Origin of the sequence: Ruminobacter amylophilus, from assembly GCF_900115655.1 — a bacterium.
Lineage (GTDB): Bacteria > Pseudomonadota > Gammaproteobacteria > Enterobacterales > Succinivibrionaceae > Ruminobacter > Ruminobacter amylophilus.
Window position 1 is genome coordinate 1 of the sequence record NZ_FOXF01000037.1, and the last position, 24,877, is coordinate 24,877.

General features: G+C 35.9%; 24 protein-coding genes and 1 rRNA gene. 23 read left to right on the forward strand and 2 right to left on the reverse strand.

The window, feature by feature from the left end; translation table 11 throughout:
* Nucleotides 1–24 precede the first annotated feature (24 nt).
* Entirely contained in the window at nt 25–1,776 is a 1,752-nt protein-coding gene (locus BMY80_RS08680; RefSeq protein WP_093142360.1) for an IS1634 family transposase, read from the reverse strand.
* A 1,053-nt stretch (nt 1,777–2,829) separates the two neighbouring features.
* Between BMY80_RS08680 and mnmG the strand changes: the two genes are divergently transcribed.
* From mnmG to BMY80_RS08790, 21 genes are all read left to right on the forward strand, one after another.
* A complete protein-coding gene (mnmG, locus tag BMY80_RS08685) occupies nt 2,830–4,722 on the forward strand; it encodes a tRNA uridine-5-carboxymethylaminomethyl(34) synthesis enzyme MnmG (RefSeq protein ID WP_093142864.1) in 1,893 nt (630 codons plus the stop codon).
* Between the two features lie 8 nt (nt 4,723–4,730).
* Nucleotides 4,731–5,375: a 16S rRNA (guanine(527)-N(7))-methyltransferase RsmG gene (gene rsmG, locus BMY80_RS08690; protein WP_093142867.1), complete on the forward strand. Its 645-nt coding sequence runs from the start codon at nt 4,731–4,733 to the stop codon at nt 5,373–5,375.
* Entirely contained in the window at nt 5,368–6,147 is a 780-nt protein-coding gene (locus BMY80_RS08695) for a ParA family protein (protein WP_031579882.1), read from the forward strand. The genes rsmG and BMY80_RS08695 overlap by 8 nt, the downstream gene beginning before the upstream one ends.
* Nucleotides 6,148–6,166: 19 nt before the next feature.
* Nucleotides 6,167–7,030 (forward strand): ParB/RepB/Spo0J family partition protein, encoded by an 864-nt coding sequence (locus BMY80_RS08700; RefSeq protein ID WP_093142869.1) that lies wholly within the window; start codon nt 6,167–6,169, stop codon nt 7,028–7,030.
* Between the two features lie 504 nt (nt 7,031–7,534).
* Nucleotides 7,535–8,878 carry a F0F1 ATP synthase subunit A gene (atpB, locus tag BMY80_RS08710; RefSeq protein WP_425441299.1) on the forward strand — a complete coding sequence of 448 codons (1,344 nt, stop codon included), beginning with the start codon at nt 7,535–7,537 and terminating at the stop codon, nt 8,876–8,878.
* Between the two features lie 15 nt (nt 8,879–8,893).
* Nucleotides 8,894–9,121, forward strand: coding sequence for a F0F1 ATP synthase subunit C (gene atpE, locus BMY80_RS08715; protein ID WP_031579886.1), 228 nt, complete (start codon nt 8,894–8,896; stop codon nt 9,119–9,121).
* A 27-nt stretch (nt 9,122–9,148) separates the two neighbouring features.
* The gene (gene atpE / locus BMY80_RS08720) at nt 9,149–9,376 is read left to right on the forward strand and encodes a F0F1 ATP synthase subunit C (protein ID WP_031579905.1); all 228 of its coding nucleotides are present in this window, start codon (nt 9,149–9,151) and stop codon (nt 9,374–9,376) included.
* Between the two features lie 27 nt (nt 9,377–9,403).
* Nucleotides 9,404–9,874 carry a F0F1 ATP synthase subunit B gene (locus tag BMY80_RS08725; RefSeq protein WP_093142874.1) on the forward strand — a complete coding sequence of 157 codons (471 nt, stop codon included), beginning with the start codon at nt 9,404–9,406 and terminating at the stop codon, nt 9,872–9,874.
* A gap of 9 nt (nt 9,875–9,883) precedes the next feature.
* The gene (locus tag BMY80_RS08730; RefSeq protein WP_031579907.1) at nt 9,884–10,414 is read left to right on the forward strand and encodes a F0F1 ATP synthase subunit delta; all 531 of its coding nucleotides are present in this window, start codon (nt 9,884–9,886) and stop codon (nt 10,412–10,414) included.
* Between the two features lie 14 nt (nt 10,415–10,428).
* Nucleotides 10,429–11,970 carry a F0F1 ATP synthase subunit alpha gene (gene atpA / locus BMY80_RS08735; RefSeq protein ID WP_031579908.1) on the forward strand — a complete coding sequence of 514 codons (1,542 nt, stop codon included), beginning with the start codon at nt 10,429–10,431 and terminating at the stop codon, nt 11,968–11,970.
* 25 nt (nt 11,971–11,995) lie between these two features.
* Nucleotides 11,996–12,859, forward strand: a complete 864-nt coding sequence (gene atpG / locus BMY80_RS08740; RefSeq protein ID WP_093142877.1) for a F0F1 ATP synthase subunit gamma — start codon at nt 11,996–11,998, stop codon at nt 12,857–12,859.
* Between the two features lie 23 nt (nt 12,860–12,882).
* A complete protein-coding gene (gene atpD / locus BMY80_RS08745; RefSeq protein ID WP_031579910.1) occupies nt 12,883–14,289 on the forward strand; it encodes a F0F1 ATP synthase subunit beta in 1,407 nt (468 codons plus the stop codon).
* Between the two features lie 18 nt (nt 14,290–14,307).
* Entirely contained in the window at nt 14,308–14,763 is a 456-nt protein-coding gene (locus BMY80_RS08750; RefSeq protein WP_051622013.1) for a F0F1 ATP synthase subunit epsilon, read from the forward strand.
* A gap of 205 nt (nt 14,764–14,968) precedes the next feature.
* Nucleotides 14,969–16,330: a bifunctional UDP-N-acetylglucosamine diphosphorylase/glucosamine-1-phosphate N-acetyltransferase GlmU gene (gene glmU / locus BMY80_RS08755; RefSeq protein ID WP_031579912.1), complete on the forward strand. Its 1,362-nt coding sequence runs from the start codon at nt 14,969–14,971 to the stop codon at nt 16,328–16,330.
* A gap of 18 nt (nt 16,331–16,348) precedes the next feature.
* Nucleotides 16,349–18,178 carry a glutamine--fructose-6-phosphate transaminase (isomerizing) gene (glmS, locus tag BMY80_RS08760; RefSeq protein ID WP_093142880.1) on the forward strand — a complete coding sequence of 610 codons (1,830 nt, stop codon included), beginning with the start codon at nt 16,349–16,351 and terminating at the stop codon, nt 18,176–18,178.
* A 59-nt stretch (nt 18,179–18,237) separates the two neighbouring features.
* Nucleotides 18,238–19,074 carry a deoxyribonuclease IV gene (locus BMY80_RS08765; RefSeq protein WP_093142882.1) on the forward strand — a complete coding sequence of 279 codons (837 nt, stop codon included), beginning with the start codon at nt 18,238–18,240 and terminating at the stop codon, nt 19,072–19,074.
* A gap of 71 nt (nt 19,075–19,145) precedes the next feature.
* Nucleotides 19,146–19,934: a molybdate ABC transporter substrate-binding protein gene (modA, locus tag BMY80_RS08770; RefSeq protein ID WP_177178547.1), complete on the forward strand. Its 789-nt coding sequence runs from the start codon at nt 19,146–19,148 to the stop codon at nt 19,932–19,934.
* An 89-nt stretch (nt 19,935–20,023) separates the two neighbouring features.
* Entirely contained in the window at nt 20,024–20,296 is a 273-nt protein-coding gene (locus BMY80_RS08775) for an HPr family phosphocarrier protein (protein ID WP_031579916.1), read from the forward strand.
* Nucleotides 20,297–20,556: 260 nt separating this feature from the next.
* The gene (locus tag BMY80_RS08780; RefSeq protein ID WP_031579917.1) at nt 20,557–21,108 is read left to right on the forward strand and encodes a hypothetical protein; all 552 of its coding nucleotides are present in this window, start codon (nt 20,557–20,559) and stop codon (nt 21,106–21,108) included.
* 350 nt (nt 21,109–21,458) lie between these two features.
* Nucleotides 21,459–22,181 (forward strand): metal ABC transporter ATP-binding protein, encoded by a 723-nt coding sequence (locus tag BMY80_RS08785; protein ID WP_093142887.1) that lies wholly within the window; start codon nt 21,459–21,461, stop codon nt 22,179–22,181.
* Between the two features lie 2 nt (nt 22,182–22,183).
* Entirely contained in the window at nt 22,184–23,062 is an 879-nt protein-coding gene (locus BMY80_RS08790) for a metal ABC transporter permease (RefSeq protein ID WP_031579920.1), read from the forward strand.
* Nucleotides 23,063–23,127: 65 nt separating this feature from the next.
* Here BMY80_RS08790 and lgt read toward each other — a convergent pair whose 3' ends face one another.
* Complete coding sequence (gene lgt / locus BMY80_RS08795; protein WP_093142890.1) at nt 23,128–23,958, reverse strand: prolipoprotein diacylglyceryl transferase; 831 nt, start codon at nt 23,956–23,958, stop codon at nt 23,128–23,130.
* A 114-nt stretch (nt 23,959–24,072) separates the two neighbouring features.
* Between lgt and BMY80_RS08800 the strand changes: the two genes are divergently transcribed.
* Nucleotides 24,073–24,438, forward strand: coding sequence for a hypothetical protein (locus tag BMY80_RS08800; RefSeq protein WP_093142892.1), 366 nt, complete (start codon nt 24,073–24,075; stop codon nt 24,436–24,438).
* Between the two features lie 322 nt (nt 24,439–24,760).
* Nucleotides 24,761–24,877, forward strand: a 16S ribosomal RNA gene (locus tag BMY80_RS08805); the annotation flags it as partial.

Here is a 24,877-nt window from a genome sequence, read left to right on the forward strand (position 1 = left end):
CCCTAACTCCGCAGATCATAGTTTCTAATTTTTGATGTGCTTCTTAGGGTAAGGTATGCCAAATAAGTCGAAGAGATCTCTGGTTTTTTTAGGGATCTCTTTTGTTATGTAAGAACCTATTCCCGGGGCTTTGGTAGCCTGAAGCTTTTTAAGCTGTATCATTGCCTTTTCCAATGATTCTCCAGGGAGTACTTTTCCCTCGGCTTTATGTCCTGCAGCGGTGACGCACATCATCATCCTCAATGTCTGAGCCAGAAGGTGAATGAATATTTTTCCCTTATATGTTGAACCTGTTGCGTAGAGGCGTTCACCTCCGTTCAAAACCTTAAACTGTTTAAAAGCAACTTCTACAATATTCCTTTCTCTGTATACGACGAGAGCATCAAACGGATCTGATATTTCATTGGTTCTTAAAGCAAAATATCCATTGTAACGACAGGCCTTTTCCACAGCATCGGCTTTCAGATACCAGGTCTTTGTTTTCTTGTCCTGTTCTATGTATTTTGAATATCTCTGCCATAAATTCCGATCCGTTTTTAATTTATTGTTTTGGATGTCTAAAAGTCTCTGCACATCACGCATGAAGTTAACATTTTCCTGTTCACCCAAGGTTCCTGAGTGATAAAGATGGAGATAGACATCGTGGTCTATGGTATAGCCTTCGCAGGTAGAACTCCATTTTTCAACCTCACCGGTTCTGGCATAAACTCCCAGGACTCCTTTCATGAAAACGGGGTTGTTCAGGCTTTCCTTATATCGGTCGATCTTTGCTTTTACGGAATCCTCGGTAAGCTTTACGCCTGTTAGAAATTTTATTTGAACGTTAATCTGTTTCTGAACGTTCATGACAGAAGAATACCCGCGGTCGGTAACTACTAAAATATCGGACAGATCCATCCCCATGTTCCTCATCCGCATAAGAATATCCGGGAATATGGTCATGTCGTTAACTGAGCCTTCTGATTCATATGCGTAACAGACATCGCCGGACGCATAATCTACACATAAAGTCAGATTAACCTGTTTGAGAAAGTCATCCTGCTTGGCATGACCGAATGCCGCATCATCGATCGTTTTTGAGTAGGTGCTGATACTGGTTGAATCCATGGCCATCATCATGGGCGGCACATACAGCCCTTTCTTATTGGCATATTCCTTTTTCTGCTGATGAAGTTCGGTAAGCCTTGAATGGCGTAATGTAAAATAATCATCAATTTTTTCCTGAGTAACCGTGGCCAGAAGCCTGCTGATTTTCTGACCTGATAAAGGTTGGGCGTCAGGAAGATAATACATTGAAAGCCAGTCTTCATAGTTATGCATGGCCATGGAGTGAGAACACAGTTCATAAATACCAAGCCTCAGAAGATCAAGACCGTCTTCTCCAAACACGGACTTTAATGAACTTATTATTCCATGCCGTTTTGCCATTTCCCACAGGGAATAGGTCAGACCGAATGAGATGCAGTCACATCTCCAGGATAAATCAATATCTGCCTCCTGTCTGATGGACAAAGCTTCTTCAGCTGACCTGATAACAAGTCGGTTGTCTTCATAAAAGACAGAACAACCAGTGTATTCCGGATGCAGTTCAAGATAGGTTTTTCCCAGTGAAACCTCTCCTGTATCGGAATTAAGTCTGCCTACATGAACACGTTGGGCAACACGGGACTGTTTTTTTATCGAATCCCATTTATTGTAGTAAGAAATAATGTAGGTTCTGCCTTTTTTATCTGTATAACTTGAGAAATTCCACTTGATGTCTGTTGAGTCTGCCATATGAATAGTCCATTAAATATATTATAGACTGTGTTACACCCGTAATAAGAATAAGTAAAGAGAATTTCTTAAAAAACAGGGGTAAAAGTGTAATATTTAATGGATTTGTGATGAGATTTACCCTAGTTATACACTAGGGTGTGCGGAGTTTAGGTTAAAAATTTTCATACCTTCATTCTTCCATGGAACATATCAATCATCACGTTGTCTTATTTAACCAACCTTCAATCTGTTTAATCCTCCTAACAGCCTATCAATGACTGCTATTCTTAACCTTACACACTTATTTTGCCTGATAAAACCAGTATCATTCGCTATTTAGAACTTTTCCAATACAATTATGCAAATGAATACAATCACATATAAAAACAGAAAGTTAAACACAGATGAACTTACATGAATCAGACAGCAAAAATATCCACTGAGCAGCAACAACTAAAAAACAATGCTTAATAACAGATCTCCACAATAAAACACATCAAAAGTGTAAAGAAAATATTTTCATAAAAAAACTGTTAAAAATCGAATGGCTAAAAATAAAAAAAATCACTATTAACTAACCAAAAGTCATATATAATAGACACTGTTATTAACATATTATCAAATCATTTAACTCAACATAAGCACAGTACACGCATTGAAATATGGTGCTTTTTACATTTTTTACGCTATGTTAATAAACAAAAAATTCACAGTATTTGATACTTGTAATCAAAATGGGGATAATAGACTTTATAAACATGTGGACAAATTAAAGATCTTTTTCAACAAATCAAATTATTAAAAATCAGACACAAGCTATTATCACAAAAAATAAGGTGAATTTACCAAAGTTAAAAATCCATACAACCATTGAAAAATAAAGAAATACAACAGTTAATCACAAGAAAAGGTTCACAATAGAAGAACAAAAAAAAATTAATTATTAATAAAAGAAAAATAAAGAGAGAAACAAAAAATCAAAAAACTCACTCTAAAAAATGACTAAAAAGTCAAAAAACATTAAAATGCATTCAACTTTCAAAAACCTTCAAAAAATTCAAAGAGGCGTTTATGTTTTACCATGAAACTTTCGATGTTATAGTTGTTGGTGGTGGCCATGCAGGCATCGAAGCATGTACAGCAAGTGCAAGAATGGGGTTAAAAACCTTACTACTAACTCATAATTTGGAAACTTTAGGACAAATGTCCTGTAATCCAGCTTTCGGTGGTTTAGGTAAAGGTCATCTTATTAAAGAAATAGACGCCTTAGGTGGAGTAACAGCTAGAGCAGTAGACTTAGCAGGCATACAGTTTAGGACATTAAATTCATCTAAAGGTCCAGCAGTAAGAGCAACAAGAGCTCAAACTGATAGAGTCCTATATAAAATCGAAATGAGAAAAATTTTGGAGAATTATCCAAATCTTTCTTTATTCCAACAACCGTGTACTGATTTATTAATGGAAGGAGATACTGTTGCTGGCGTAATAACCCAGGCTAACATCAAAATCCGTTCTAAAGCTGTAGTTCTTTGTAATGGAACTTTCTTAAATGGTTTAATACACATAGGTTTAGAACATTATTCCGGAGGAAGAGCCGGAGATCAGGCAAGCATAGCTTTATCTCAACGTTTACATGAATTGAATTTACGCATGGGACGTTTAAAAACAGGTACACCATGTCGCATTGATAAACGTACCGTAAATTTTGAAAAAATGCAGAAACAGCTACCGGATGCTATTGTTCCTGTTTTTTCATATTTAAGTAAACCAGAAGATCATCCTGAGCAGGTCTGCTGTCATATTACACATACTAATGAAAAAACCCATGACATAATCAGGAAAAATTTAGACAGAAGTCCATTGTATTCAGGGGTAATACATAGTGTCGGACCTAGATACTGTCCTTCAATTGAAGACAAAATCATGAGGTATCCTGATAAAACATCTCATCAGATCTTTATTGAACCAGAAAGTTTATACACTAATGAACTATATCCAAATGGTATTTCTACTAGTTTACCTTTTGATGTTCAGGTTGACATGGTTCATTCAATGGAAGGTCTTGAAAATGCAGTATTGGTAAGACCTGCTTATGCCATTGAATATGATTTCTTTGATCCAAGAGATCTTAAAGAAAATATGGAGAACAAATGCATTAAGAATCTTTTCTTTGCTGGTCAGATCAATGGTACAACCGGATATGAAGAAGCTGCTGCTCAAGGTATGCTTGCAGGCATCAATGCAGGACTAAGGGTACAAGGAAAGGAACCATGGTGTCCAAAGAGAGATGAAGCCTATGTTGGCGTTCTGATGGACGATTTATGTACTTTAGGAACAAACGAACCATACAGAATGTTCACCAGCAGAGCTGAATACAGACTTCTTTTAAGAGAGGATAATGCTGATATCAGACTTACTCCAAAAGGAAGAGAGCTTGGACTTGTAGATGATGTTCGTTGGAAATTCTTTGAAGATAAAATAGAAATGATCGAAAAAGAAAAACAACGCTTAAAAGATACATGGATTGGACCTGGTAATGTTATAGCCAACAAACTCAACAATATTCTAAGAACACCTATAAGTAAAGAACAGTCTTTATTGGAAATTCTAAGAAGACCTGAAATTACATTTGAAAGTATGATGAAAACAGCTGAACTCGAGCCTATAGCCAAAAATGAACAGGCAGCATCACAAGTTGAAATTCAGGTTAAGTATGAAGGCTACATTGAACATCAGCAAGAAGAAATTGATAAACAGAAGAAGAACGAAAATACTTATCTTCCTTTAGATTTCGATTACAATCAGATTCCAGGTCTTTCAAAGGAAGTTATATTTAAACTTAATGATTTTAAACCTGAAACTATAGGTAAGGCATCCAGAATATCTGGTATCACGCCGGCAGCCATTTCTATTCTTTTAGTTCATTTAAAGAAAATGGGGCTTTTAGGTATCAAAAATAATTAGGATTATAGATGTCTAGACTAGAAGAAAAGCTTGAAAAAGGTTTAAAGTTTACAGGGATTGAAATAACAGAAGAACAGAAAGCTCTTCTGCTTAATTTCATCAGACTTATGGATAAGTGGAATAAAACCTATAATCTTACGTCAATAAGAGATGTGGAACAGATGGTTGATAAACATTTGATAGATTCCATTGTCGTATCAGAATATCTGAAGGGCAGTACTTTCATTGATGTAGGAACCGGGCCCGGATTACCAGGAATTCCGCTTGCCATAATTAATCCTGATAAAAATTTTTATCTGCTCGACAGTCAAAGTAAACGAGTTAACTTTATCAAGCAGGTAAAAAGGGAATTTAATATAAAAAATATATTTCCTATTCTTGGGAGATGTGAAAACTTTGAGAATAGTCAAGCAAATCCAGTACACTTTGATGGTATACTGAGTCGCGCTTTTGCGTCTCTAAAAGATATGCTATCTCTTTGTGGAAATATGGCAGATCAGGATACTTTATTTTTAGCACTAAAAGGTCAGATAGATACAGCTGAACTGTCAGAAATAAGTGATGAATATAAAATTATAAATATTAATAAATTAAAAGTTCCACAAATTCTAGGTGAAAGACACTTAATTGTTATAGGAAAAAATAATGGGTAAGATAATTGCTTTTGCCAATCAGAAAGGTGGTGTTGGCAAAACAACAACTTGTGTTAACCTTTCAGCATCTTTAGCTACCCAGAAAAAGATCCTTCTGGTAGATTTGGATCCTCAGGGAAATGCCACCATGGCCAGTGGTATTTCTAAGTTTGATATTGAAAAGAATGTATACAACATTCTGATGGAAGGAACAAAAGCTGAAGATGAAATTCTGACTGAAACAACAGGTGGATATCATATTATTCCTACTAATAGTGATTTGACAGCAGCAGAAGTAGGTTTAATGAATTTTTATGCAAGAGAAAGTCGTTTAAAAAAAGCTTTAGACGAAATTAAAAACAGATACGACTTTATTTTTATTGACTGTCCTCCTGCACTGAATCTCTTAACTGTTAATGCTCTTTGTGCAGCTGATTCCATAATAGTACCAATGCAATGCGAGTATTTTTCTCTTGAAGGTTTATCTGCTCTTACAGATACCATTAAACAGATTAAAGAAAATATAAATGAAAAACTTAAAATTGAAGGTATTTTAAGAACAATGTTTGATGGTAGAGCTAGATTGGCTACGGAAGTTTCAGATGACCTGATTGAGCATTTCAAAGATAAGATATATAAAACTATTATTCCGAGAAATATCAAATTGGCTGAAGCTCCTAGTTATGGAAAACCTGCTCTTTATTACGATAAGTCTTGTCTTGGTGCAAAGGCTTACTTAGCACTGGCAGGTGAATTTTTAAATAATCAGGAAAAGAATAACAGTATTAACTAATATTTAATTGGATAAGCAAATGGGCGGTAAACTTGGTAAAGGTCTTGGTTCTTTACTTCAGAACAATAATTCGATATTAAGAAGCACAGAAATTGCTGATAACTCTAGCAATGAACTGCAGCAACTGGATATTAATTTTCTGACTAGAGGAAAATATCAGCCAAGACAGGATATGGATCAGGAATCTTTGCTTGAGCTCTCTGAATCAATAAAAAATCAGGGAATGATCCAGCCGATAGTTGTTAGAAGAATAGGTGACCATGTTTACGAAATCATTGCCGGTGAAAGAAGATGGCAGGCTGCTAAGCTTGCCGGACTTTCTCAGGTTCCGTGTCTTGTAAAAGAATTATCTGACAGAAATGCCATGATAATTTCTCTGATAGAAAATATTCAGAGAGAAGATTTGAATATAGTTGAAGAGGCAGAGGGATTGAATCGTTTAGTAAATGAACTCAACCTTACTCATGAGAATGTCGCCGAAATTCTTGGAAAATCAAGATCTTCAATATCAAATCTTCTTAGATTGAATTCCTTATCTGCAAAAACAAAGGATCTTCTAAGATCCGGTGATTTGGAGATGGGGCACGCAAGAGCTCTTTTGGCATTAGAAGGAGAAATTCAGGAAAATACTGCTATTGCCGTTGTTCAGAAAGCCTTAACCGTAAGAGAGACTGAAAAATTAGTGAAGGACATTCTTCATCCAAAAGAAAAAAAAGAAACAGAGGTTGATGAAAGCTTTGAACAGCTGAAGAGTAATTTTTCCCAGAGATTCTCTAATTTAAATGTTAAATGCATCAGATCTGGCAATAATAAAGGTAAATTTGTTTTAACATACAAAAACCAAGAAGAATTGACTAAAATAAAGCAATTAATAGGCCTTTAAGATTTGATTTTTTAGATTTTTTGCACTAAATTATACTTATAGTGGTTAGAGAAAAATCTATTTTGGGATATGTCAATGCTTTGTGATATGGATAGCAGCGAGATTTTTCGGATAATCAAAAGGGTCTGTTATGCAAATACCCTTACTGCTGTTATCTTCACATTGCTCTGTCTTCTACTCAATGAATGTTTCCTTTTTGATGGAACAGCAAAGGTTTTTTTATCATCAATATTGGGAAGTTTTGTGTACTTGTTTGTATATGTTCTTTCCAATGTTTGGCTAGTTAGAAAAAATGCCCATTCGAAAACTCCGGAAGCAGATTTCTTTAATTACATAATTGTATTTATTATCAAGTATGTTGCACTGATTACCATATGTACAATAATACTTAAATTTATTCCGATAAAACATGTCTTCTTTTTTTTGGCATTTTTTTTGCAAATAGTAATGCAGCATATTACGGTGGTTACTTATGCTTATCGGATTAAACAGGAATAAAATATCATGGCAAATGAAGAAGCAAAAGTCACTCAAGAAAATGGTATTACTGAATATATAAATCATCATTTGCAATTTTTGCAGGTAGATTACACAACCGGTATAGTTCAGAACAGTAAGAAAGTTACCAGTGTAAGTGATTACAATAACTGTCTGTCTCAGAAAAAATCACCAGAACAGTGCCTCAAGGAATTACATGCAACAGATTGTCATTTTTCTGATTTAGGTACTTCAACTTGTGTTCCATATGAATCAGAGCAACCTCAAGGATTAATTAATCCTAACATTATCAATGTTGATTCATCTTTAATTTCTATTTTGTTAGGTTTTATAATCCTCGGTTTTTTCGGAGTAGGTGTCAAAAAATCTAAAGAATCTAAAGTTCCTGGTAAATTTCTGACAGCTATAGAAATGATAATTGAATTTGTTAATCAGTCTGTAAAAGACATATTCCAGGTTCAGAACAAACTTATTGCTCCTCTTTCTCTTACTGTTTTTATGTGGGTGTTTTCAATGAATTTACTGGATCTTTTACCAGTGGATTTATTGCCTAATATATGTAAGAGCATTGGTATTCCATACATAAGAGTTGTTCCTTCTGCTGATGTAAACATAACAATGGCTATGTCAGTAACCATATTTTTGCTCATTTTGGCGTATACCTTCAAATATAAAGGTATTAAAGGTTTTGTAAGTGATTATGCATTACATCCGTTTAACACCTGGTTCCTTGCGCCTGTAAACATATTTCTTGAAGGTGTTTCACTTTTGGCTAAACCTGTTTCTTTAGGTTTACGACTTTTCGGCAACATGTATGCTGGTGAAACTATCTTTATTCTTATTACTATCTTCTTTGCCTTTGATCCAAGTAGTTCATCTATCTTGTCTGTAGCTGTTTTTAATCTGATTCTGGCATGTCTTTTCCTTATTATGAGATTTACTGCCAAGGATAACAGTGCAGTCAAGAGCATCAATCTGGTAGCATTCTTTATTGCAATACTGCTGTCAGCTTATCAGTTCTATGCATACTGGTACAATATCGGTTCAGAGGAAAACGTAATCGTATTCTATTTGGTAGATTTGATTTTTGCGGCTGCATGTTTAGCATTGGCTTTCTTGCATAAAGAAAACAAGGCTAAATTATGGGGACTTATTAGTACTGCTGTTATTATCTTACTGGTATGCCTGGGGTCTTTATTATATGGTGTTCTTCCTATAGGTATAGTGTCAGGTACTATTCTTAATCTCGTATGGGCTCTTTTCCATATCCTGATTATTTTCCTGCAGGCATTCATTTTCATGATCTTAACTATAGTATACCTTGCTTCAGCATCAACAGCTGAAGAGTAGCATGGAGATTTATTTATGGATTTTATTTATATTGCGGCTGGTTTAATGTTCGGTCTTGCAGCTATCGGTGCTTCTATCGGCATCGGTATTTTAGGCGGTAAATACATGGAAGGTGTAGCAAGACAGCCTGATTTAATCAATCTTTTAAGAACTCAGTTCTTTATTGTTATGGGCTTGGTTGATGCTATTCCCATGATTGCAACAGGTTTGGGGTTATATTTGATTTTTGCGGTAGCAAAATAATTTGTTTCCACTTTAGGAGATATTTAAATGGATTATATTTACATTGCAGCTGGTTTAATGTTCGGTCTTGCAGCTATCGGTGCTTCTATCGGTATCGGTATTTTAGGTGGTAAATACATGGAAGGTGTAGCAAGACAGCCTGATTTAATCAATCTTTTAAGAACTCAGTTCTTTATTGTTATGGGCTTGGTTGATGCTATTCCTATGATTGCAACAGGTCTTGGCCTTTACTTAATTTTTGCTGTAGCCAAATAATTAAGCCGTATAGGTGAGGGGCATATTATGAATTTCAATATGACGTTTATTGTACAGATGGTTTCTTTTGCAATATTTTGCTTTATCTGTATGAAATTAATATGGCCGGTTATTTTACAAAAAATATCTGAAAGACAGAATGAAATTCAGAAGAGTCTTGAAAGTGCAAATAAAGCAGTTCAGGAAATTGAGTTATCCAAGGCTAAGTCTGAAGATATTATTAAGACAGCTAAGCAACAGGCTGTAGAAATAATTGATTCAGCTAATAAGAGACGAGATCAGATCATTGATAAGGCTGCAGATGAGGCTAAAAACGAAAAAGCTTCCATCATAAAGTCAGCTGAAGCTGAAATTTTGAGTGAAAAAAACAGAGCAAAAGAAGAACTCAGAAAAGAACTTTCTAATCTTGTTGTTAAAGGTGCTCAGAAAATTATCGAAACCAAAATCGATGCAAAATCTGAATCAGCAATGGTTGATGATATTTTAAAGCATATCTAAGGAGTTGTTATGTCTGATTATGCAACAGTAGCCAGACCTTATGCTAGAGCAGCATTTGCCTATGCAGAAGAACACAACAGAACAGATGAGTGGTTTGAATTTTTATCAATGTTGAATCAGGTAACTGTTATGTCAGATGTTTTGTCGTCTGCTAACTGTTTTACAGATGAATATAAACTGGATTTTCTAAGAAAGATTCTTGATGGTCATCTTGATAAGAATCAAGAAAATTTTATCAAGCTCCTGCTGGAATATAAACGCATTGAGGCGGTAGCTGATATTTTCGAGCAATATCAGGAAATGTATGACGAACTGAAGAAATTAGGAAAGGCAGAAGTAGTGTCTGCCAGAAAGTTGTCTTCTGCAGATCTTGATAAGGTTAAAAATCGTCTCGAAACAAAATATGATAAAAAATTTGAAGTTGTAAACACTGTTGATCCATCAATCATTGGCGGTCTGATTTTAAAAATCGACGATAAAGTGATAGATGAAAGTATTAGTGGAAAACTGGGTAAATTATCCAGTTCCTTATTGTCTTAAAAAGGAATTTTAGTATGCAACTGAATTCTATTGAAATTGCCAATCTGATAAAGGAAAGAATTGAGCATTTTGAAGTGGTTACGGAAGCTAAATCTGAAGGTACAGTTGTTTCTGTGTCTGATGGTATAGTACGTATTCACGGAATAAATGATGTAATGCAGGGGGAAATGCTTGAGTTTTCCGGTAATAAATTCGGACTGGCTTTAAATTTGGAACGTGATTGTGTAGGTGCCATTGTAATGGGGCCTTACACCGAGATTAAGGAAGGTGACAAGGTTAAATGTACCGGCCGTATACTTGAAGTTCCTGTAGGTAATGGTTTATTGGGGCGAGTAGTTGACGCTTTAGGTCGTCCTATCGATGGTAAGGGGCCTGTAAGCAACGATGGGTTCTCTCCTGTAGAAGTTATTGCTCCCGGGGTTATTGCCAGAAAGTCAGTCTCTCAGCCAATTCAGACTGGTTACAAGTCTGTTGACTCAATGATTCCTATTGGTCGTGGTCAGCGTGAATTAATAATCGGTGACAGACAGGTAGGTAAGACTGCCCTTGCGGTTGATACCATTATCAATCAGAAGAATTATGGTGTTAAGTGCATTTATGTGGCTATTGGTCAGAAGGCTTCAACTATTGCAAATGTTGTAAGAAATCTTCAGGAACATGGTGCATTGGATAATACTATTGTAGTAGCCGCATCTGCGTCAGATACAGCAGCTCTTCAGTATATTGCTCCTTATGCAGGATGTGCAATGGGGGAATATTTCAGAGATCATGGTGAAGACGCTTTGATTATTTACGATGATCTGTCAAAGCATGCTGTCGCATACCGTCAGATTTCATTGTTGTTACGCCGTCCACCTGGACGTGAAGCATATCCTGGTGACGTATTCTACTTACATTCTCGTTTACTCGAAAGAGCTGCGAGAGTTAATGCGGAATACGTAGAAAAGGTAACTAATGGCGCAGTAAAGGGCAAGACAGGTTCACTGACAGCTCTTCCTATAATTGAAACACAGGCTGGTGACGTGTCTGCATTCGTTCCTACCAATGTTATTTCAATTACTGATGGTCAGATATTCTTAACTACCCAGTCATTTAATGCTGGTATTAGACCTGCGGTAGATCCAGGTATTTCCGTATCTCGTGTAGGTGGCGCTGCTCAAACTAAGCTTATAAAGAAGCTGTCAGGCGGTATTCGTACTGCTTTGGCTCAGTATCGTGAGCTTGCAGCATTCTCTCAGTTCTCAAGTGATTTGGATGAAGCAACTCGCAAGCAGCTGAATCATGGTGAAAAGGTAACTGAACTGATGAAGCAGAAGCAGTATCAGCCTTTGGATGTTGCTCAGCAGGCAATTTTGTTGTTTGCAGCTGAAAGGGGTTTTATTGAAGATATTGAACTGGAAAAGGTTGCAGCATATGAATCAGCTCTGTTAAGTTATGCTCAGTCTGAATTTGCAGAAGATATGAAGAATATTAATGCAAATCCTGATTATAACGATGAGATGGTTAGCAAACTTACTGATATTCTCAATAAGTTTAAGGAAACTCAGACCTTTTAGTAGGTAACTGAATGAGGAGCATGTAATGCCAGGTGCTAAGGAAGTCAGAAGCAAAATTTTTAGTGTGAAAAACACGCAAAAAATTACCAGTGCCATGCAGATGGTTGCTGCTTCAAAAATGCGTAAAGCTCAGGAAAGAATGGAACACAGCAGACCTTATACCAGCGCTATGCTTAAGCTTATAGGTCACATTGCCCGTGCTCATCTTGAGTATAAGCATCCTTATACTATCGAAAGACCAATTAAGAATGTTGGATATATCATTGTATCCACCGACCGTGGTCTTTGTGGCGGTTTGAATATCAATTTATTTAAAAATGTTCTAACCCAGATATCGAAGTATCAGGAACAAGGTGTAGAAAGCAGTGTTGCTTTATTAGGTAGTAAAGCTTGTAATTTTTTTAGTAAATTCGGTATAAAAACTTTGGCTCACGCTTCAGGTATAGGTGATGATCCAAAAGTTGAAAATCTTATCGGTTCCGTTCGTTTGATGCTTAAAGCTTATAACAACGGTGAGATTGACAGACTTTATATCGTATATAACAAGTTTGTAAATACCATGGTTCAAAGCCCTGTTATTGAGCAGATTATCCCTTTAACGCCTAATGCAAATAGTACTGTTAAAGATGATTACTGGGACTATATATATGAACCTGACGCCGAGAGTCTGCTTAATACCATTTTCTCGAGATATATTGAATCTGTAGTTTATCAGGGTGTGGTTGAAAATCTTGCTTCAGAACAGGCTGCAAGAATGGTTGCCATGAAAGCTGCAACTGACAACGCTGAGCGTTTAGTTGATGACTTACAGTTGGTATATAACAAGGCAAGACAGGCTGGCATTACTCAGGAACTTACTGAAATTGTTTCTGGTGCTGCCGCTGTATAAAAGATTGAAATTATGAGGTTAACATGAGTACAGATAAGAACGTTTCGAAAGGTATCGTTGTACAGATTATCGGTGCTGTAGTGGACGTTGAGTTTCCACAGGATAAAATACCAAAGATCTATAACGCTCTTGAAGTTGTTAGTGAAGGTAAGTCAAAAGGTTTAATACTGGAAGTACAGCAGCAGATCGGTGGTGGTATTGCTCGTTGTATAACCATGGGGTCATCCGATGGTTTGAAACGAGGTGCTGAGGTTATTGATACAGGTGATGGTATTAAGGTTCCTGTAGGTCATGAGACTTTGGGACGTATCATGAATGTTCTCGGTGAACCAGTAGATGAAGCTGGTCCTATAAATGAGAAGGAGCGTTGGGTTATTCATCGTAGTGCTCCTAGTTATGAAGAACAGTCAAATACAACCGAAATTCTTGAAACTGGTATTAAGGTTATTGATTTGATCTGTCCTTTTGCCAAGGGGGGTAAAGTTGGTTTATTCGGTGGTGCAGGTGTTGGTAAGACCGTAAACATGATGGAGCTTATCAATAATATAGCCAAGGCTCACTCAGGATTGTCCGTTTTTACTGGTGTAGGTGAAAGAACACGTGAAGGTAATGACTTCTATTTTGAAATGAAGGAGTCTAACGTTCTTGATAAGGTATCAATGGTTTATGGACAGATGAATGAACCTCCTGGAAACAGATTACGTGTAGCTTTAACCGGTCTTACCGTTGCAGAAAAGTTCCGTGATGAAGGTAAGGATGTATTGTTATTTATTGATAATATTTATCGTTACACTCTTGCTGGTACTGAAGTATCCGCATTACTTGGACGTATGCCTTCTGCTGTAGGTTATCAGCCGACACTTGCTGAAGAAATGGGGGCTTTACAGGAACGTATTACTTCAACGAAGACTGGTTCAATCACTTCTGTTCAGGCTGTATACGTACCTGCTGACGACCTTACTGACCCAAGCCCTGCTACAACGTTTGCTCACCTTGATGCTACAGTTGTTCTTTCTCGTCAGATTGCTGCTTTAGGTATTTATCCTGCAGTTGATCCTCTGGATTCAACTTCAAGACAGCTCGATCCGTTTGTTGTTGGCAAGGAACACTATGAAACAGCACGAGGAGTACAGACTGTTTTACAGAGATACAAGGAACTTAAGGACATAATAGCAATTCTTGGTATGGATGAATTATCTGAAGAAGATAAGCTCGTAGTATCAAGAGCAAGAAAGATTGAAAGATTCCTTTCTCAGCCGTTCAGTGTAGCTGAAGTATTTACAGGCAGAGAAGGTAAGTATGTACCTCTGAAGGATACAATCAGAGGCTTCAGTGCTATTATCAATGGTGATGTTGACTCTTTACCGGAACAGGCCTTCTATATGGTTGGTACTATCGAAGAGGCAATGGAAAAAGCCAAGAGCATGTAACTGATTTAAGAGGTTCATATGGCAGAGCAAAAAGAAGAAAAAAGCCCTACCGTTCCTTTGGTACACCTTCGTATAGTTAGTGCTGAAAAATACATTTTTTCTGACTATGTGGCCTATGTTGAGGTTGAAGGTGTGGAAGGCGGAATAGGTATAAAACCGGGACACAGTCCTCTGTTGACAGCTATTAACTCAAGTAATGTTGTGTATACAACAGAACAGGGGGACAAGAGGCTTGTTAACGTTTATGGTGGTGTTCTTGAAGTTCAGCCAAAGAGCGTGACGGTACTGGTAGATACAGCCATTCGTGGTGAAGATATTGATGAATCTCTGGCTTTGGAATCAAAGAGGCAGGCAGAAGCAAAACTTGCAAAGAGTCCAAGAGACCAGGATTACTCAGCTGCTCTGGCAGAACTTTCACGAGCCTTGTCAAAGCTTCAGGCAGTGGAATTAACCAGAAAATTCGGTCATCGCTAATTCAAATTGTAAAAACTTTCCGTTCATGTGTTTGTCAGATAACAACAGACGGAAAGTTTTTTTATATTTCTCTGTTTCTTTATTTTCAGAGAATTTCCGTAATTGGATATCTGTCTTAATTTTAAGAATTTTGTATGTAGAGCTAACATATTGTTTAGTCTATAATGTTAAAAATTTTTGTTTTTAATTTAGAGAGATTTTAAGCATGTCATTGGAAGTAATTATACTTGCCGCCGGAAAAGGTTCTAGAATGCATTCTCATTTACCTAAGGTTTTACATAAGGTAGGTGGTAAAGAGATTTTGCAACACGTTATTGATAATTCTTTAGAATTAAATCCTGAAAAAATTCACATAGTTTATGGATTTGGTGGAAGTATAGTAAAAGATACTATCGGTGGCGACTATGATTATGTAATGCAGAAAGAGCTTTTAGGTACAGGGCATGCTGTTATGCAGGCTTTACCGAACTGTAATCCAGACAGCAAAATACTGATCCTGGTTTCAGATATTCCTCTTATTACAAGTAAGACTTTGAGAGATCTTGTTAATAGCTTTGATGACAAGGGGATTGCTGTTCTTACTTCTGTAGTTGAACATCCTGAAGGGCTTGGAAGAATCAAGAGAGATTCTTCAGGTAATGTGCTTGCAATAGTTGAAGATAAGGATTGTACTCCTGAAGAAAAGCTCATAAATGAAATCAATACAGGTGTTATTGCAGGAGACTGGAGATCTTTAAATGAACTTCTTAAGCAGGTTAAAAACAACAATAATCAGGGAGAATATTATCTGACTGACGTAATTTCTCTTGCCTGTCAGAAAGGCATTTCCGTAAGTTCAGCTGTTTCAGAAAATTCCAAGGAATGTGAAGGAATTAATAATAAAGTCCAGCTTGCAGAGGCTGAAAGATATTATCAGTTGAAAATTGCAAAGAAATATATGACCGAAGGGCTGATTTTACTGGATCCTTCAAGAGTTGACTTCAGGGGTACATTGGAATTTGGTGCCAACACATCTTTAGATGCAAACGTGATTATTGAAGGTAATGTTAAACTTGGTAATAATGTTGTTATCGGCGCTGGATGCGTGTTGAAGAACTGTTCTGTAGGCGACGATTCAGTGATTAGTCCTTATACTGTTATTGAAGATAGCGAAATTGGTAAATCCGCAACTTTGGGGCCTTTCGCACGTTTCAGACCGGGATGTGTTTTAGAGGATCAGGTTCATGTAGGCAATTTCGTTGAAGTTAAGAAATCCAAAATTGCGAAAGGAACAAAGGCCGGACATCTGTCATATTTAGGTGACAGCGATATTGGGGAAAATGTTAATATAGGTGCAGGAACAATAACTTGTAACTATGATGGGGCCAATAAGTGGAAGACAGTCATCGGTAACAATGTTTTTGTAGGTTCTGATACTCAGATTGTGGCTCCTGTTGAAATCGGGGATAATGTAACAATCGGCGCAGGTACAACCGTAACCAAAAACGTTGAGGCAGATAATTTGGTTATTACCAGAGCACCTTTGCGTTCAATTAAAGGTTGGAAGAGACCTGTAAAGAAAAAATAATATTGATAGGACTATGTTATGTGTGGAATTGTAGGAGCGATAGCTCAGAGAGATGTTTCTGACATTTTATTGGAAGGTTTGAGAAGGCTGGAATATCGCGGATATGATTCTGCAGGTATAGCAGTTGTTTATAATAACGAAATCCAGAGAATAAGAAGTCTTGGAAAAGTCAATGAACTAGTGAAGGCTGTTGGAGAAAAGACTTTAGCTGGCGGGTTGGGAATTGCCCATACAAGATGGGCGACTCATGGTAAACCTTCAGTTAATAATGCCCATCCTCACGTGGCAGGACCTTTGGCCATAGTGCATAACGGTATTATTGAGAATTACATTGATATCAAGAACCGTCTTATAGAAAAAGGTCATCAGTTTACCTCAGAAACAGATACCGAAGTATTTGTTGCTTTGGTTAATTCTTATTTAGAACAGGAAGGAAATCTTCTTAATGCAACCAAGCGTGCAATTAAAGATGTAAAAGGTGCATACGGTACTGTTGTTATTGATAAGAATGAACCAGAGCATCTTGTTGCTGCCAGAAGTGGTAGTCCAATTGTGATTGGTCTTGGAATAGGTGAAAATTTTGTCGCTTCAGATCCTGTTGCTCTTTTTCCTATAACTCATAGATTTATTTACCTTGAAGAAGGTGATATTGCTGATGTTTCACGTTTTAAGATTGTTATTTACGATAAGAACGGCAATGTTGTTAATCGTGCTGTTAATGAAGTAAATATTGAAAATGATGAAGCTGTAAAAGGTGAATATCGTCATTTTATGCAGAAAGAAATTTACGAGCAGACCAAAGTTGTTACTGACACTTTAGCTGGTAGAATTTCTGATGAACATTTTGTCGTTGAATGTTTCGGCACAAATGCAAGAGACGTTTTCAGCAGTATTGAAAGAGTTAAGATTGTTGCCTGCGGAACTTCTTATCATGCCGGGCTTATGGCTCGTGAATGGTTTGAGTCCTTGGCTGGAATCCCTACTGATGTTGAGATTGCATCAGAGTTCAGATATAGAAAGAGCATCACCCAGAAGAATACTTTGTTTGTAACTTTGTCACAGTCTGGTGAAACTGCCGATACTCTGGCAGCTGTTCGTATTGCAAAGCAGAAGGGATACGCCCACACGTTGTGTATTTGCAATGTTCCCGGTTCTTCGCTTGTAAGGGAGTCTGAGCTTGTATTTCTGACAAGAGCCGGACGTGAAATCTGTGTTGCATCTACTAAAGCTTTTACTACTCAGCTTGTTTCTCTGCTTTTACTCGTAGGTTCAATAGGGGTTGTAAAAGGTACAATAAGTTCCGAAGATGAAAGTGGTTATGTTGCATCACTGCGTAAATTAGCACCTTCAATTGAAAAGGCCTTAGCTTTAGATAGCAAGGTTGAAGAGATTTCTAGAGAATTCGTAAACAAGCGTAACGCCTTGTTTTTAGGAAGAGGAGCTATGTATCCTATTGCAATGGAAGGTGCTTTAAAACTTAAGGAAATCAGCTATATACACGCAGAGGCATATGCTGCAGGAGAGCTTAAACACGGTCCTATAGCTTTGATTGATGCTGACATGCCTGTGATAGTTGTTGCTCCAAACAATGATCTTTTAGCTAAACTTCGTTCCAATATCGAAGAAGTAAGTGCCAGAAGAGGAATTTTGTACGTGTTTGGTACCCCTAAACTTGGATTAACAAAGGATCCAAACATCAGATTCACAGAAATCGATGAAGTCGACGAGCTGATAGCTCCAATTGTTTACAATGTCATTTTACAGTTATTGGCATATTATGTTGCTATTATTAAGGGGACTGACGTAGATAAGCCTCGTAATTTAGCAAAATCAGTAACCGTAGAATAATGAATGCCCACCATCCAAAGATGGTGGGGTTATAGTCAAATAATAGATTCTAATCGTATATGTTGAAAATCGGATGTCATTTATCATGTGCTAAAGGATATCTGGCAATGGCTGAAACAGCATTGAGCATCAATGCCAATACATTTCAGTTCTTCACCAGAAATCCTCGTGGCGGGAAAGCAAAGAATATTTCTCAAAAGGATTTAAACGACTTTTTGATATTCTGTAAAGAACATGAAATTTCTCAGGTTCTTGCTCATGCTCCGTATACACTAAATCCTTGTGCTAAGGATGAAGGGTTACGGGAATTTGCTAGAAATATAATGAGTGATGATTTGCGTATTATGGATATGATTCCTGGAGGAATGTATAATTTTCATCCTGGTTCACATGTGCAACAGGGGGTTGAGACAGGAATTCATCTGATTATAGAACATTTAAATGCCATCATAACTCCAGAAATAAAAACAGAAGTACTTCTTGAGACTATGTCTGGTAAAGGCAGTGAAATTGGCAGAAATTTTCAGGAAATAAGAAATATTATTGACGGGGTCAGATTTAACGAAAAGTTGGGCGTGTGTCTGGACACTTGTCATCTTTGGGAAGGTGGTTACGATATTGTTAATCATCTTGATGATGTTCTGGATGAATTTGATAATGTTATAGGCCTTCACCGTCTTAAAGCCATTCATTTGAATGACAGTAAAAACCCAATGAGTGCCCATAAGGACAGACATGAATGTATTGGTTTTGGGCAAATCGGTTTAGAAGCACTTGTTGCAGTTATTAATAATCCTCTTTTGAAGAAACTTCCTTTTTATCTGGAAACTCCTCAGGAGGATTTGAATGGTTATGCAAAGGAAATATCAATGTTGCGTAATTTTTATGTTGAGTAAGATAATACTAAATTGATTATATGAATATTTGCAGTTCTGATATGGACTGCATTATTTTTTTGGATAATTTAATGAAAATTGGATTTTTTTATAAATTCTTGGGATTAGTTGGGGGAACGGTAATTTCTTTTATGTTCTCCAATAACAGCTTTGCAGAAGAAAATAACGAAGTTATGGCAGATGACGCCGTAAAGGTTTGTGCTATTCCTCAACTGTATGATTATTTAGAAGATTTGAAAAAGGTATATTCTCTCGGAAAAATTGATATTTCATATGCTTCGTCAAGTATGATTTATGCTTCTGTCATTAATAATCAGATGAAGTGTGATATTTTTCTTGGAAATGATCAAAAATTTCCTGCCAGATATATTACAAGCGGTGTAGGTGATAGCACAGGTTATGGTAATTTTACCAAAACCACTTTGGCTTTATTTTCTGTGACATCAATAATTGATAAGGACTGTGATGTTTTAAATAAGGATATTTACAATAAAATTATAATGCCAAATCCTAAATACAATGTATCCGGTTTTGCTGCATCGCAGATAATTGAACTATATATAAAAAAGAATCCAAAGATAAAAAATAAAGTTATTTATAGTGATAATGAATATTCAGCTCTAAGTTCTATAGTCAACGGATATGCTATGCTGGGCTTTTTACCTTATAATATGGTTGTTGATAATAAGATGACTAAAAATGGTTCTTTCTGTTTGTTCAGTGATACAGAATATGAACCGATAAATTATTATTATATGACGTTTAAAAACAGTAAAAACATAAAAGCTACCAATAGTTTTAGAGATTATCTGTTTAGTGACAAATCACGATTAATTTTAAAAAAACATGGTTATAAGTAACATATTTAGGTTCTTATTTTATTTTTTTTGAAGTTGAAATATAGAATATAATCAAGGGTATTGGTGGTTAGTTCGTTCGGGGGGCTGTTATGTCTTTGGAAATGGATATTGAAATAAATGGAAAACATGGTTTACATGTAAGACCTTGTGCTTCGTTAGTAAAAATTTGCAATAGTGATCCTGAAGTTAAGGTAAAAATAAGAAATACTTCAGAAAATTCTCCTTATGTCGATGGTAAAAGCATGATGCAGGTTTCCACTCTAAGAGCTTCATATGGTCAGACTCTGCATTTTGTGATTGACGGAAATAATGCAACTCAGATGGCTGAAAGAATAGCAGAATTTTTATCAAGACTAGATTAGAATTTTTTATTTTGATAAAAAGCCGTGTGTTTTCATACTATTTTGATTCACACGGCTTTTTTTATGTAATGACACGTGAAATATAAAATATTATGACTGATAAGTCGAAAAGTATGTGGTTGTATACTGAACAAAATGTATTGATATTTGAAAAAATCGTTGTTAGTTAGATACTGATCACTAATTAAAAATTAAAAAATCTATAGAATTGTACTAAGTACATTTAAAGTTGATTATATAAGTCTAGGGACGGTGAGTATATGTCAAATAAGATTTTAATTTTACCTAATTTTGCAGATCAGGAACTGCCTAGTGAAGGTCTTGATCGTTACGACAGTATTTTCTTATTAACTGAAGATCAGGATAATCTTCCTTTCAAGGTCGTTAAGAATCTGATGAGTATTGCCAAGAGTCAGCAGGTTGACATCGATTTCCTTGAAATTCCTCATAAAACTGAAAATGAATTATTCATCAGTTTAGCTTTCAAGATTGCAAGATTAGCAGCTGAAGATGGCAATACTCAGGTAACTTTTGTAACTGAAAACAGAAATTATGATAATTTAGTTGATGCTGCTAAGAGCAATGGTTATGCTGTGGCTAGAGCAGAAGGTTTTTCACGTATCAGTGCAATTCCAAGTGGCCCAAGCCAGATTCAGAACCCTATAAAGCCAACTGAAGTATCAAGCAGCAAGCCTGCAGCAAAGGTTGAAGAAGTTCAGCAGGAAAAGAGTTCTCCTAAGGAAGAAGCCAAGGAAGCTAGCGGAGACAAGAACAAGAAGTTGATTGCCTCTCTCTTAAGTGGTAAGAACTAATAATTTTTTGCTGTAATTACTATTATCCATATTAAAGAAGACAGCCCATGTGGTTGTCTTCTTTGTTTTAATAATTCATATGTTTTGATAGAATTTGATCCTATACTTACTCTTTTTATTTCTGTATACAAAAAAGCTGTTATGTACTTTTTCGAAAATAATTGTCATTATTCAGTATAAGTTATGATTGGATATTGTAAAAGTGTGCATGAAATTAAATAATGTATAATTAAAAAGTTAAAAGGAGACGGTGATGGGATCTTTTTTTCTTTGGGGTATTTGGACCAAATTAACATTGGTTTTTGTAATACTTTCAATTCTTTATTTTTTAATTTATCTCGTTATTTAGTATGTTGACATTTAATAATCTGACTATTGGATATAACAAACATCCTGTTATTCATCATTTGAATATGCATATTGAGAAAGGAGCGTCTGTTGCCATTGTTGGACCGAATGGTTGTGGTAAGTCTTCGTTGCTAAAAGGAATCATGTCCTTTATAAAACCTATGGAGGGCAGCATTTCCATTGGCATAGAGAAAAATAAAATTGCTTATTTACCGCAAAGCTCAACAGTAGATAAAACCTTTCCAATGACAACATTGGAATTGGTTGCTTCTGGATTACTGTACAAAAAAGGTTTTTTATCAAGTCTGAATGATGAAGATTTGGATTTAGTTAATACAACTTTGGATAAAGTTGGATTAAAGGGAATGGCAGATGAACCGTTAAAAGCTCTTAGCGGTGGGCAGATACAGCGAGCTTTGTTTGCCAGATTAATTATTCAGGATGCAGATCTTATCTTGCTTGATGAACCTTTTAACGCGATAGATTATAAAACAATTGTCGAATTGTTAAAAATTGTTCGTATGTGGATTGATGCTGGAAAAACAGTTGTATCTGTGCTGCATGATATTCAACAGGTTAGAGAAAATTTTGTTTATACGGCTGTTTTATCCAGAGAACTGGTAGCTTATGGATTAACCAAAGATGTCTTAAACAGGGAAAATTTGGAAAAAGCTTTTAATAACAGTTTTTACCCTCATAAAGATGCAAATATTTGTAACAAATAACTATGTTTAATGAACTTTATAATTTTCTGATACATCCGTTGCTTTCATATGATTTTATGCAGAAGGCTTTTGTATCTTTGGTTTGTCTTTGTTTCAGCTCACCATTGATAGGTGTTTTTCTGACACTAAAAAGAATGAGTTTAAGTGGTGATGCTATTTCACACGCAATACTGCCTGGAGCAGCTGTAGGTTTCATGTTTTCAGGCCTTTCTGTTGCAGCTATGACAATAGGTGGTATGGTTGCTGGAATTGTTGTAATTATTATGTCCAGTCTATTTTCCAGAGTGAGTAAAAGCAGTGAAGAGAGTAATCTTGCTGTTTTTTATCTGTTCAGTCTTGCGTTGGGAGTGTTAATAATTTCATTAAACGGCTCAAATCTTGATTTGCTTCACTTTCTTTTTGGATCTATTTTTGCTGTTGGTAAGGAAACTATTCTTCTGCTCGGGTTGTGTACTTCTGTAACACTGGTTCTGCTGTCATTTATTTCTAGACCTTTAATTTTAGATACGGTTGATCCTCTTTTTCTTGCATCTGTAAGCAAATCGGGAACTTGGGTGCACATTTGCTTTATGATTTTAGCTGTTTTTAATTTAGTAAGCAGTTTTCAGGCAATAGGAACATTAATGTCTGTGGGTATTATGATTATTCCTGCAACAAGTGCTAAATTTTGGAGCTATAAGTTATCAAATATTATTGCAATAAGTGTGATATTTGCGCTTATATCTTCATATGTAGGGCTGGTTATGTCTTTTCATTTTAATGTTCCATGTAGTCCTGCCATAATTATTTCGTTGAGTGCTATATATTTATGTTCGTTCGTATTCGGTGGACACAAAGGGATAATTAAGCGTTTTGTTAAAGGAAAACATTACGAAAATTAAAATAAACAAAAAGCCATCAGATTCAAACGAATGTGATGGCTTTTAAATTTGATAAAAAGTAATTTTTATTTCTTCGTATTTGTATCATTCAGAATTATGGTACTGTTGTCCTTTAGAGCAGGTAATTTAAAACTTAAAACGCATAATATCATTCCTGATAAAATGAAAGGCACACTTAGATACTGACCTACAGTGAACAAGCTTTCTGTCATGCTATAACTTGCCTGTTCAGGCTTAAAATACTCAAGTATGATTCTTGCAATGAATACTGATATTAAAAATAAACTTAGTATAAAGCCAGAGCCACGATTTTGGTAATTTCTGTAAACAAGATAAAGAAAAAGAGCTATTAAGAAATAAGACAGTGATTCATATATTTGTACGGGGTGACGAGCGATGTTGTCAATTCGTTCAAAAATGATTCCGTAGCTGTCATTTGTAGGTTTGCCATAAATTTCGGAATTAAAGAAATTTCCAATTCTTATCATTCCTCCAACAAATGCGGTCGGTATACAGAGCATATCGGCAAGATTAAGAAACTTGTATTTATAGATTTTACAATACAGAAGGGTCGTAAGTATTAGACCTAATCCTCCTCCGTGGCTTGCGAGACCGCCCTGCCATATTTTAAGAATATCTATAGGATGGGAGAGATAGTATTGAGGATCATATGCTAGACAGTGTCCAAGTCTTGCCCCAATGAGGGTTCCTGTAATCATAAATAACAGCAACATATCTAATCCGCTTGTATTTATGTTTCTTTTTTTGAATTCTGTATTAGCAAAATAATATCCGAGCAGAAAACCAACAGCAAAAAATAATCCATACCATCTTAAAGAAAGATTGATAACCGGTATGGTAAAGATAACCGGATCTGCGTTCCAATTTAATAACATGATATAAACCCATATAATGTAATTGAATATTATGAGGGGTATTTTAAGTGTAAAAATAGAAATTTCATAAGATTTTTTTTAAAATATACCTGAAATTGAAAAAGGTTTATGAAAATGATTGAAAACGTTGAAATATTCATGATTTATAGCGGATTTACACTTTTTATAGTGGGGGCTATCTGCTGTTTCATTGCTGTGTCATTTAGATTTGGTGTTCTATGTACTTTATTGGGAAATACCATGCTTTACTTAGGTACTATTTTTTCAAGAAGAACCTATGAGTTTATGGAAAGAGTAGGGATAAGTGATTTCTTTAATCATGATTTAGACGAATTAAAGGTTAAGGCAGTAGTGACAGCTGTAATTTTGATGACTTTTTTATGGTCAGTCAGATGGGTGAAACATTTTGTCGTTGATGGTGTGTTTTATTTTCTTTTTCCAAATGTAATAAAACCTCAAATTAAAAAGAGTAAAGCTTGATAAGATGAAATAAAGGTGTATTTTTAAGTTTTGGGAAAGTTTTTGTTTGTTTTTTAATCAAACAAGCAAAAAAATAAAAAAAATTGCGAAAAATCACAAAAGTGTGTTGACAAAAATTCTCGAAAAAGTAAAATACACATCACTCGCTGAGCACAGCGAAAAACAAAAAGTTCTTTAAAAACGAATCTAGACAATCTGTGTGGGCACTCGCTGAATTCATGAGCTGAAATAAAAAATGGTTCTTGAAGAAGCTGAGTGTCAAATCTAAGAGCAATTAGAAAGACAGTCATTCAAAGAGAGCCGAAAAAACTTCAACTAATTTAAAGTGAAGAGTTTGATCATGGCTCAGATTGAACGCTGGCGGCAGGCTTAATACATGCAAGTCGAACGGTAACAGCAGGAAGCTTGCTTCCTGGCTGACGAGTGGCGGACGGGTGAG

Excerpts from the sequence above, each read along its gene's own strand:
- atpE (WP_031579905.1), top strand. The coding sequence starts at position 9,149 with ATGGATTATATTTACATTGCAGCTGGTTTAATGTTCGGTCTTGCAGCT.
- BMY80_RS08700 (WP_093142869.1), top strand. The coding sequence starts at position 6,167 with ATGGGCGGTAAACTTGGTAAAGGTCTTGGTTCTTTACTTCAGAACAAT.
- atpA (WP_031579908.1), top strand. The coding sequence starts at position 10,429 with ATGCAACTGAATTCTATTGAAATTGCCAATCTGATAAAGGAAAGAATT.
- BMY80_RS08775 (WP_031579916.1), top strand. The coding sequence starts at position 20,024 with ATGTCTTTGGAAATGGATATTGAAATAAATGGAAAACATGGTTTACAT.
- BMY80_RS08695 (WP_031579882.1), top strand. The coding sequence starts at position 5,368 with ATGGGTAAGATAATTGCTTTTGCCAATCAGAAAGGTGGTGTTGGCAAA.
- lgt (WP_093142890.1), bottom strand. The coding sequence starts at position 23,958 with ATGTTATTAAATTGGAACGCAGATCCGGTTATCTTTACCATACCGGTT.
- BMY80_RS08780 (WP_031579917.1), top strand. The coding sequence starts at position 20,557 with ATGTCAAATAAGATTTTAATTTTACCTAATTTTGCAGATCAGGAACTG.
- BMY80_RS08750 (WP_051622013.1), top strand. The coding sequence starts at position 14,308 with ATGGCAGAGCAAAAAGAAGAAAAAAGCCCTACCGTTCCTTTGGTACAC.
- BMY80_RS08790 (WP_031579920.1), top strand. The coding sequence starts at position 22,184 with ATGTTTAATGAACTTTATAATTTTCTGATACATCCGTTGCTTTCATAT.
- atpG (WP_093142877.1), top strand. The coding sequence starts at position 11,996 with ATGCCAGGTGCTAAGGAAGTCAGAAGCAAAATTTTTAGTGTGAAAAAC.
- BMY80_RS08765 (WP_093142882.1), top strand. The coding sequence starts at position 18,238 with ATGTTGAAAATCGGATGTCATTTATCATGTGCTAAAGGATATCTGGCA.
- modA (WP_177178547.1), top strand. The coding sequence starts at position 19,146 with ATGAAAATTGGATTTTTTTATAAATTCTTGGGATTAGTTGGGGGAACG.
- glmS (WP_093142880.1), top strand. The coding sequence starts at position 16,349 with ATGTGTGGAATTGTAGGAGCGATAGCTCAGAGAGATGTTTCTGACATT.
- atpE (WP_031579886.1), top strand. The coding sequence starts at position 8,894 with ATGGATTTTATTTATATTGCGGCTGGTTTAATGTTCGGTCTTGCAGCT.
- BMY80_RS08725 (WP_093142874.1), top strand. The coding sequence starts at position 9,404 with ATGAATTTCAATATGACGTTTATTGTACAGATGGTTTCTTTTGCAATA.
- glmU (WP_031579912.1), top strand. The coding sequence starts at position 14,969 with ATGTCATTGGAAGTAATTATACTTGCCGCCGGAAAAGGTTCTAGAATG.
- BMY80_RS08785 (WP_093142887.1), top strand. The coding sequence starts at position 21,459 with ATGTTGACATTTAATAATCTGACTATTGGATATAACAAACATCCTGTT.
- BMY80_RS08680 (WP_093142360.1), bottom strand. The coding sequence starts at position 1,776 with ATGGCAGACTCAACAGACATCAAGTGGAATTTCTCAAGTTATACAGAT.
- BMY80_RS08730 (WP_031579907.1), top strand. The coding sequence starts at position 9,884 with ATGTCTGATTATGCAACAGTAGCCAGACCTTATGCTAGAGCAGCATTT.
- mnmG (WP_093142864.1), top strand. The coding sequence starts at position 2,830 with ATGTTTTACCATGAAACTTTCGATGTTATAGTTGTTGGTGGTGGCCAT.
- atpD (WP_031579910.1), top strand. The coding sequence starts at position 12,883 with ATGAGTACAGATAAGAACGTTTCGAAAGGTATCGTTGTACAGATTATC.
- rsmG (WP_093142867.1), top strand. The coding sequence starts at position 4,731 with ATGTCTAGACTAGAAGAAAAGCTTGAAAAAGGTTTAAAGTTTACAGGG.
- BMY80_RS08800 (WP_093142892.1), top strand. The coding sequence starts at position 24,073 with ATGATTGAAAACGTTGAAATATTCATGATTTATAGCGGATTTACACTT.
- atpB (WP_425441299.1), top strand. The coding sequence starts at position 7,535 with ATGGCAAATGAAGAAGCAAAAGTCACTCAAGAAAATGGTATTACTGAA.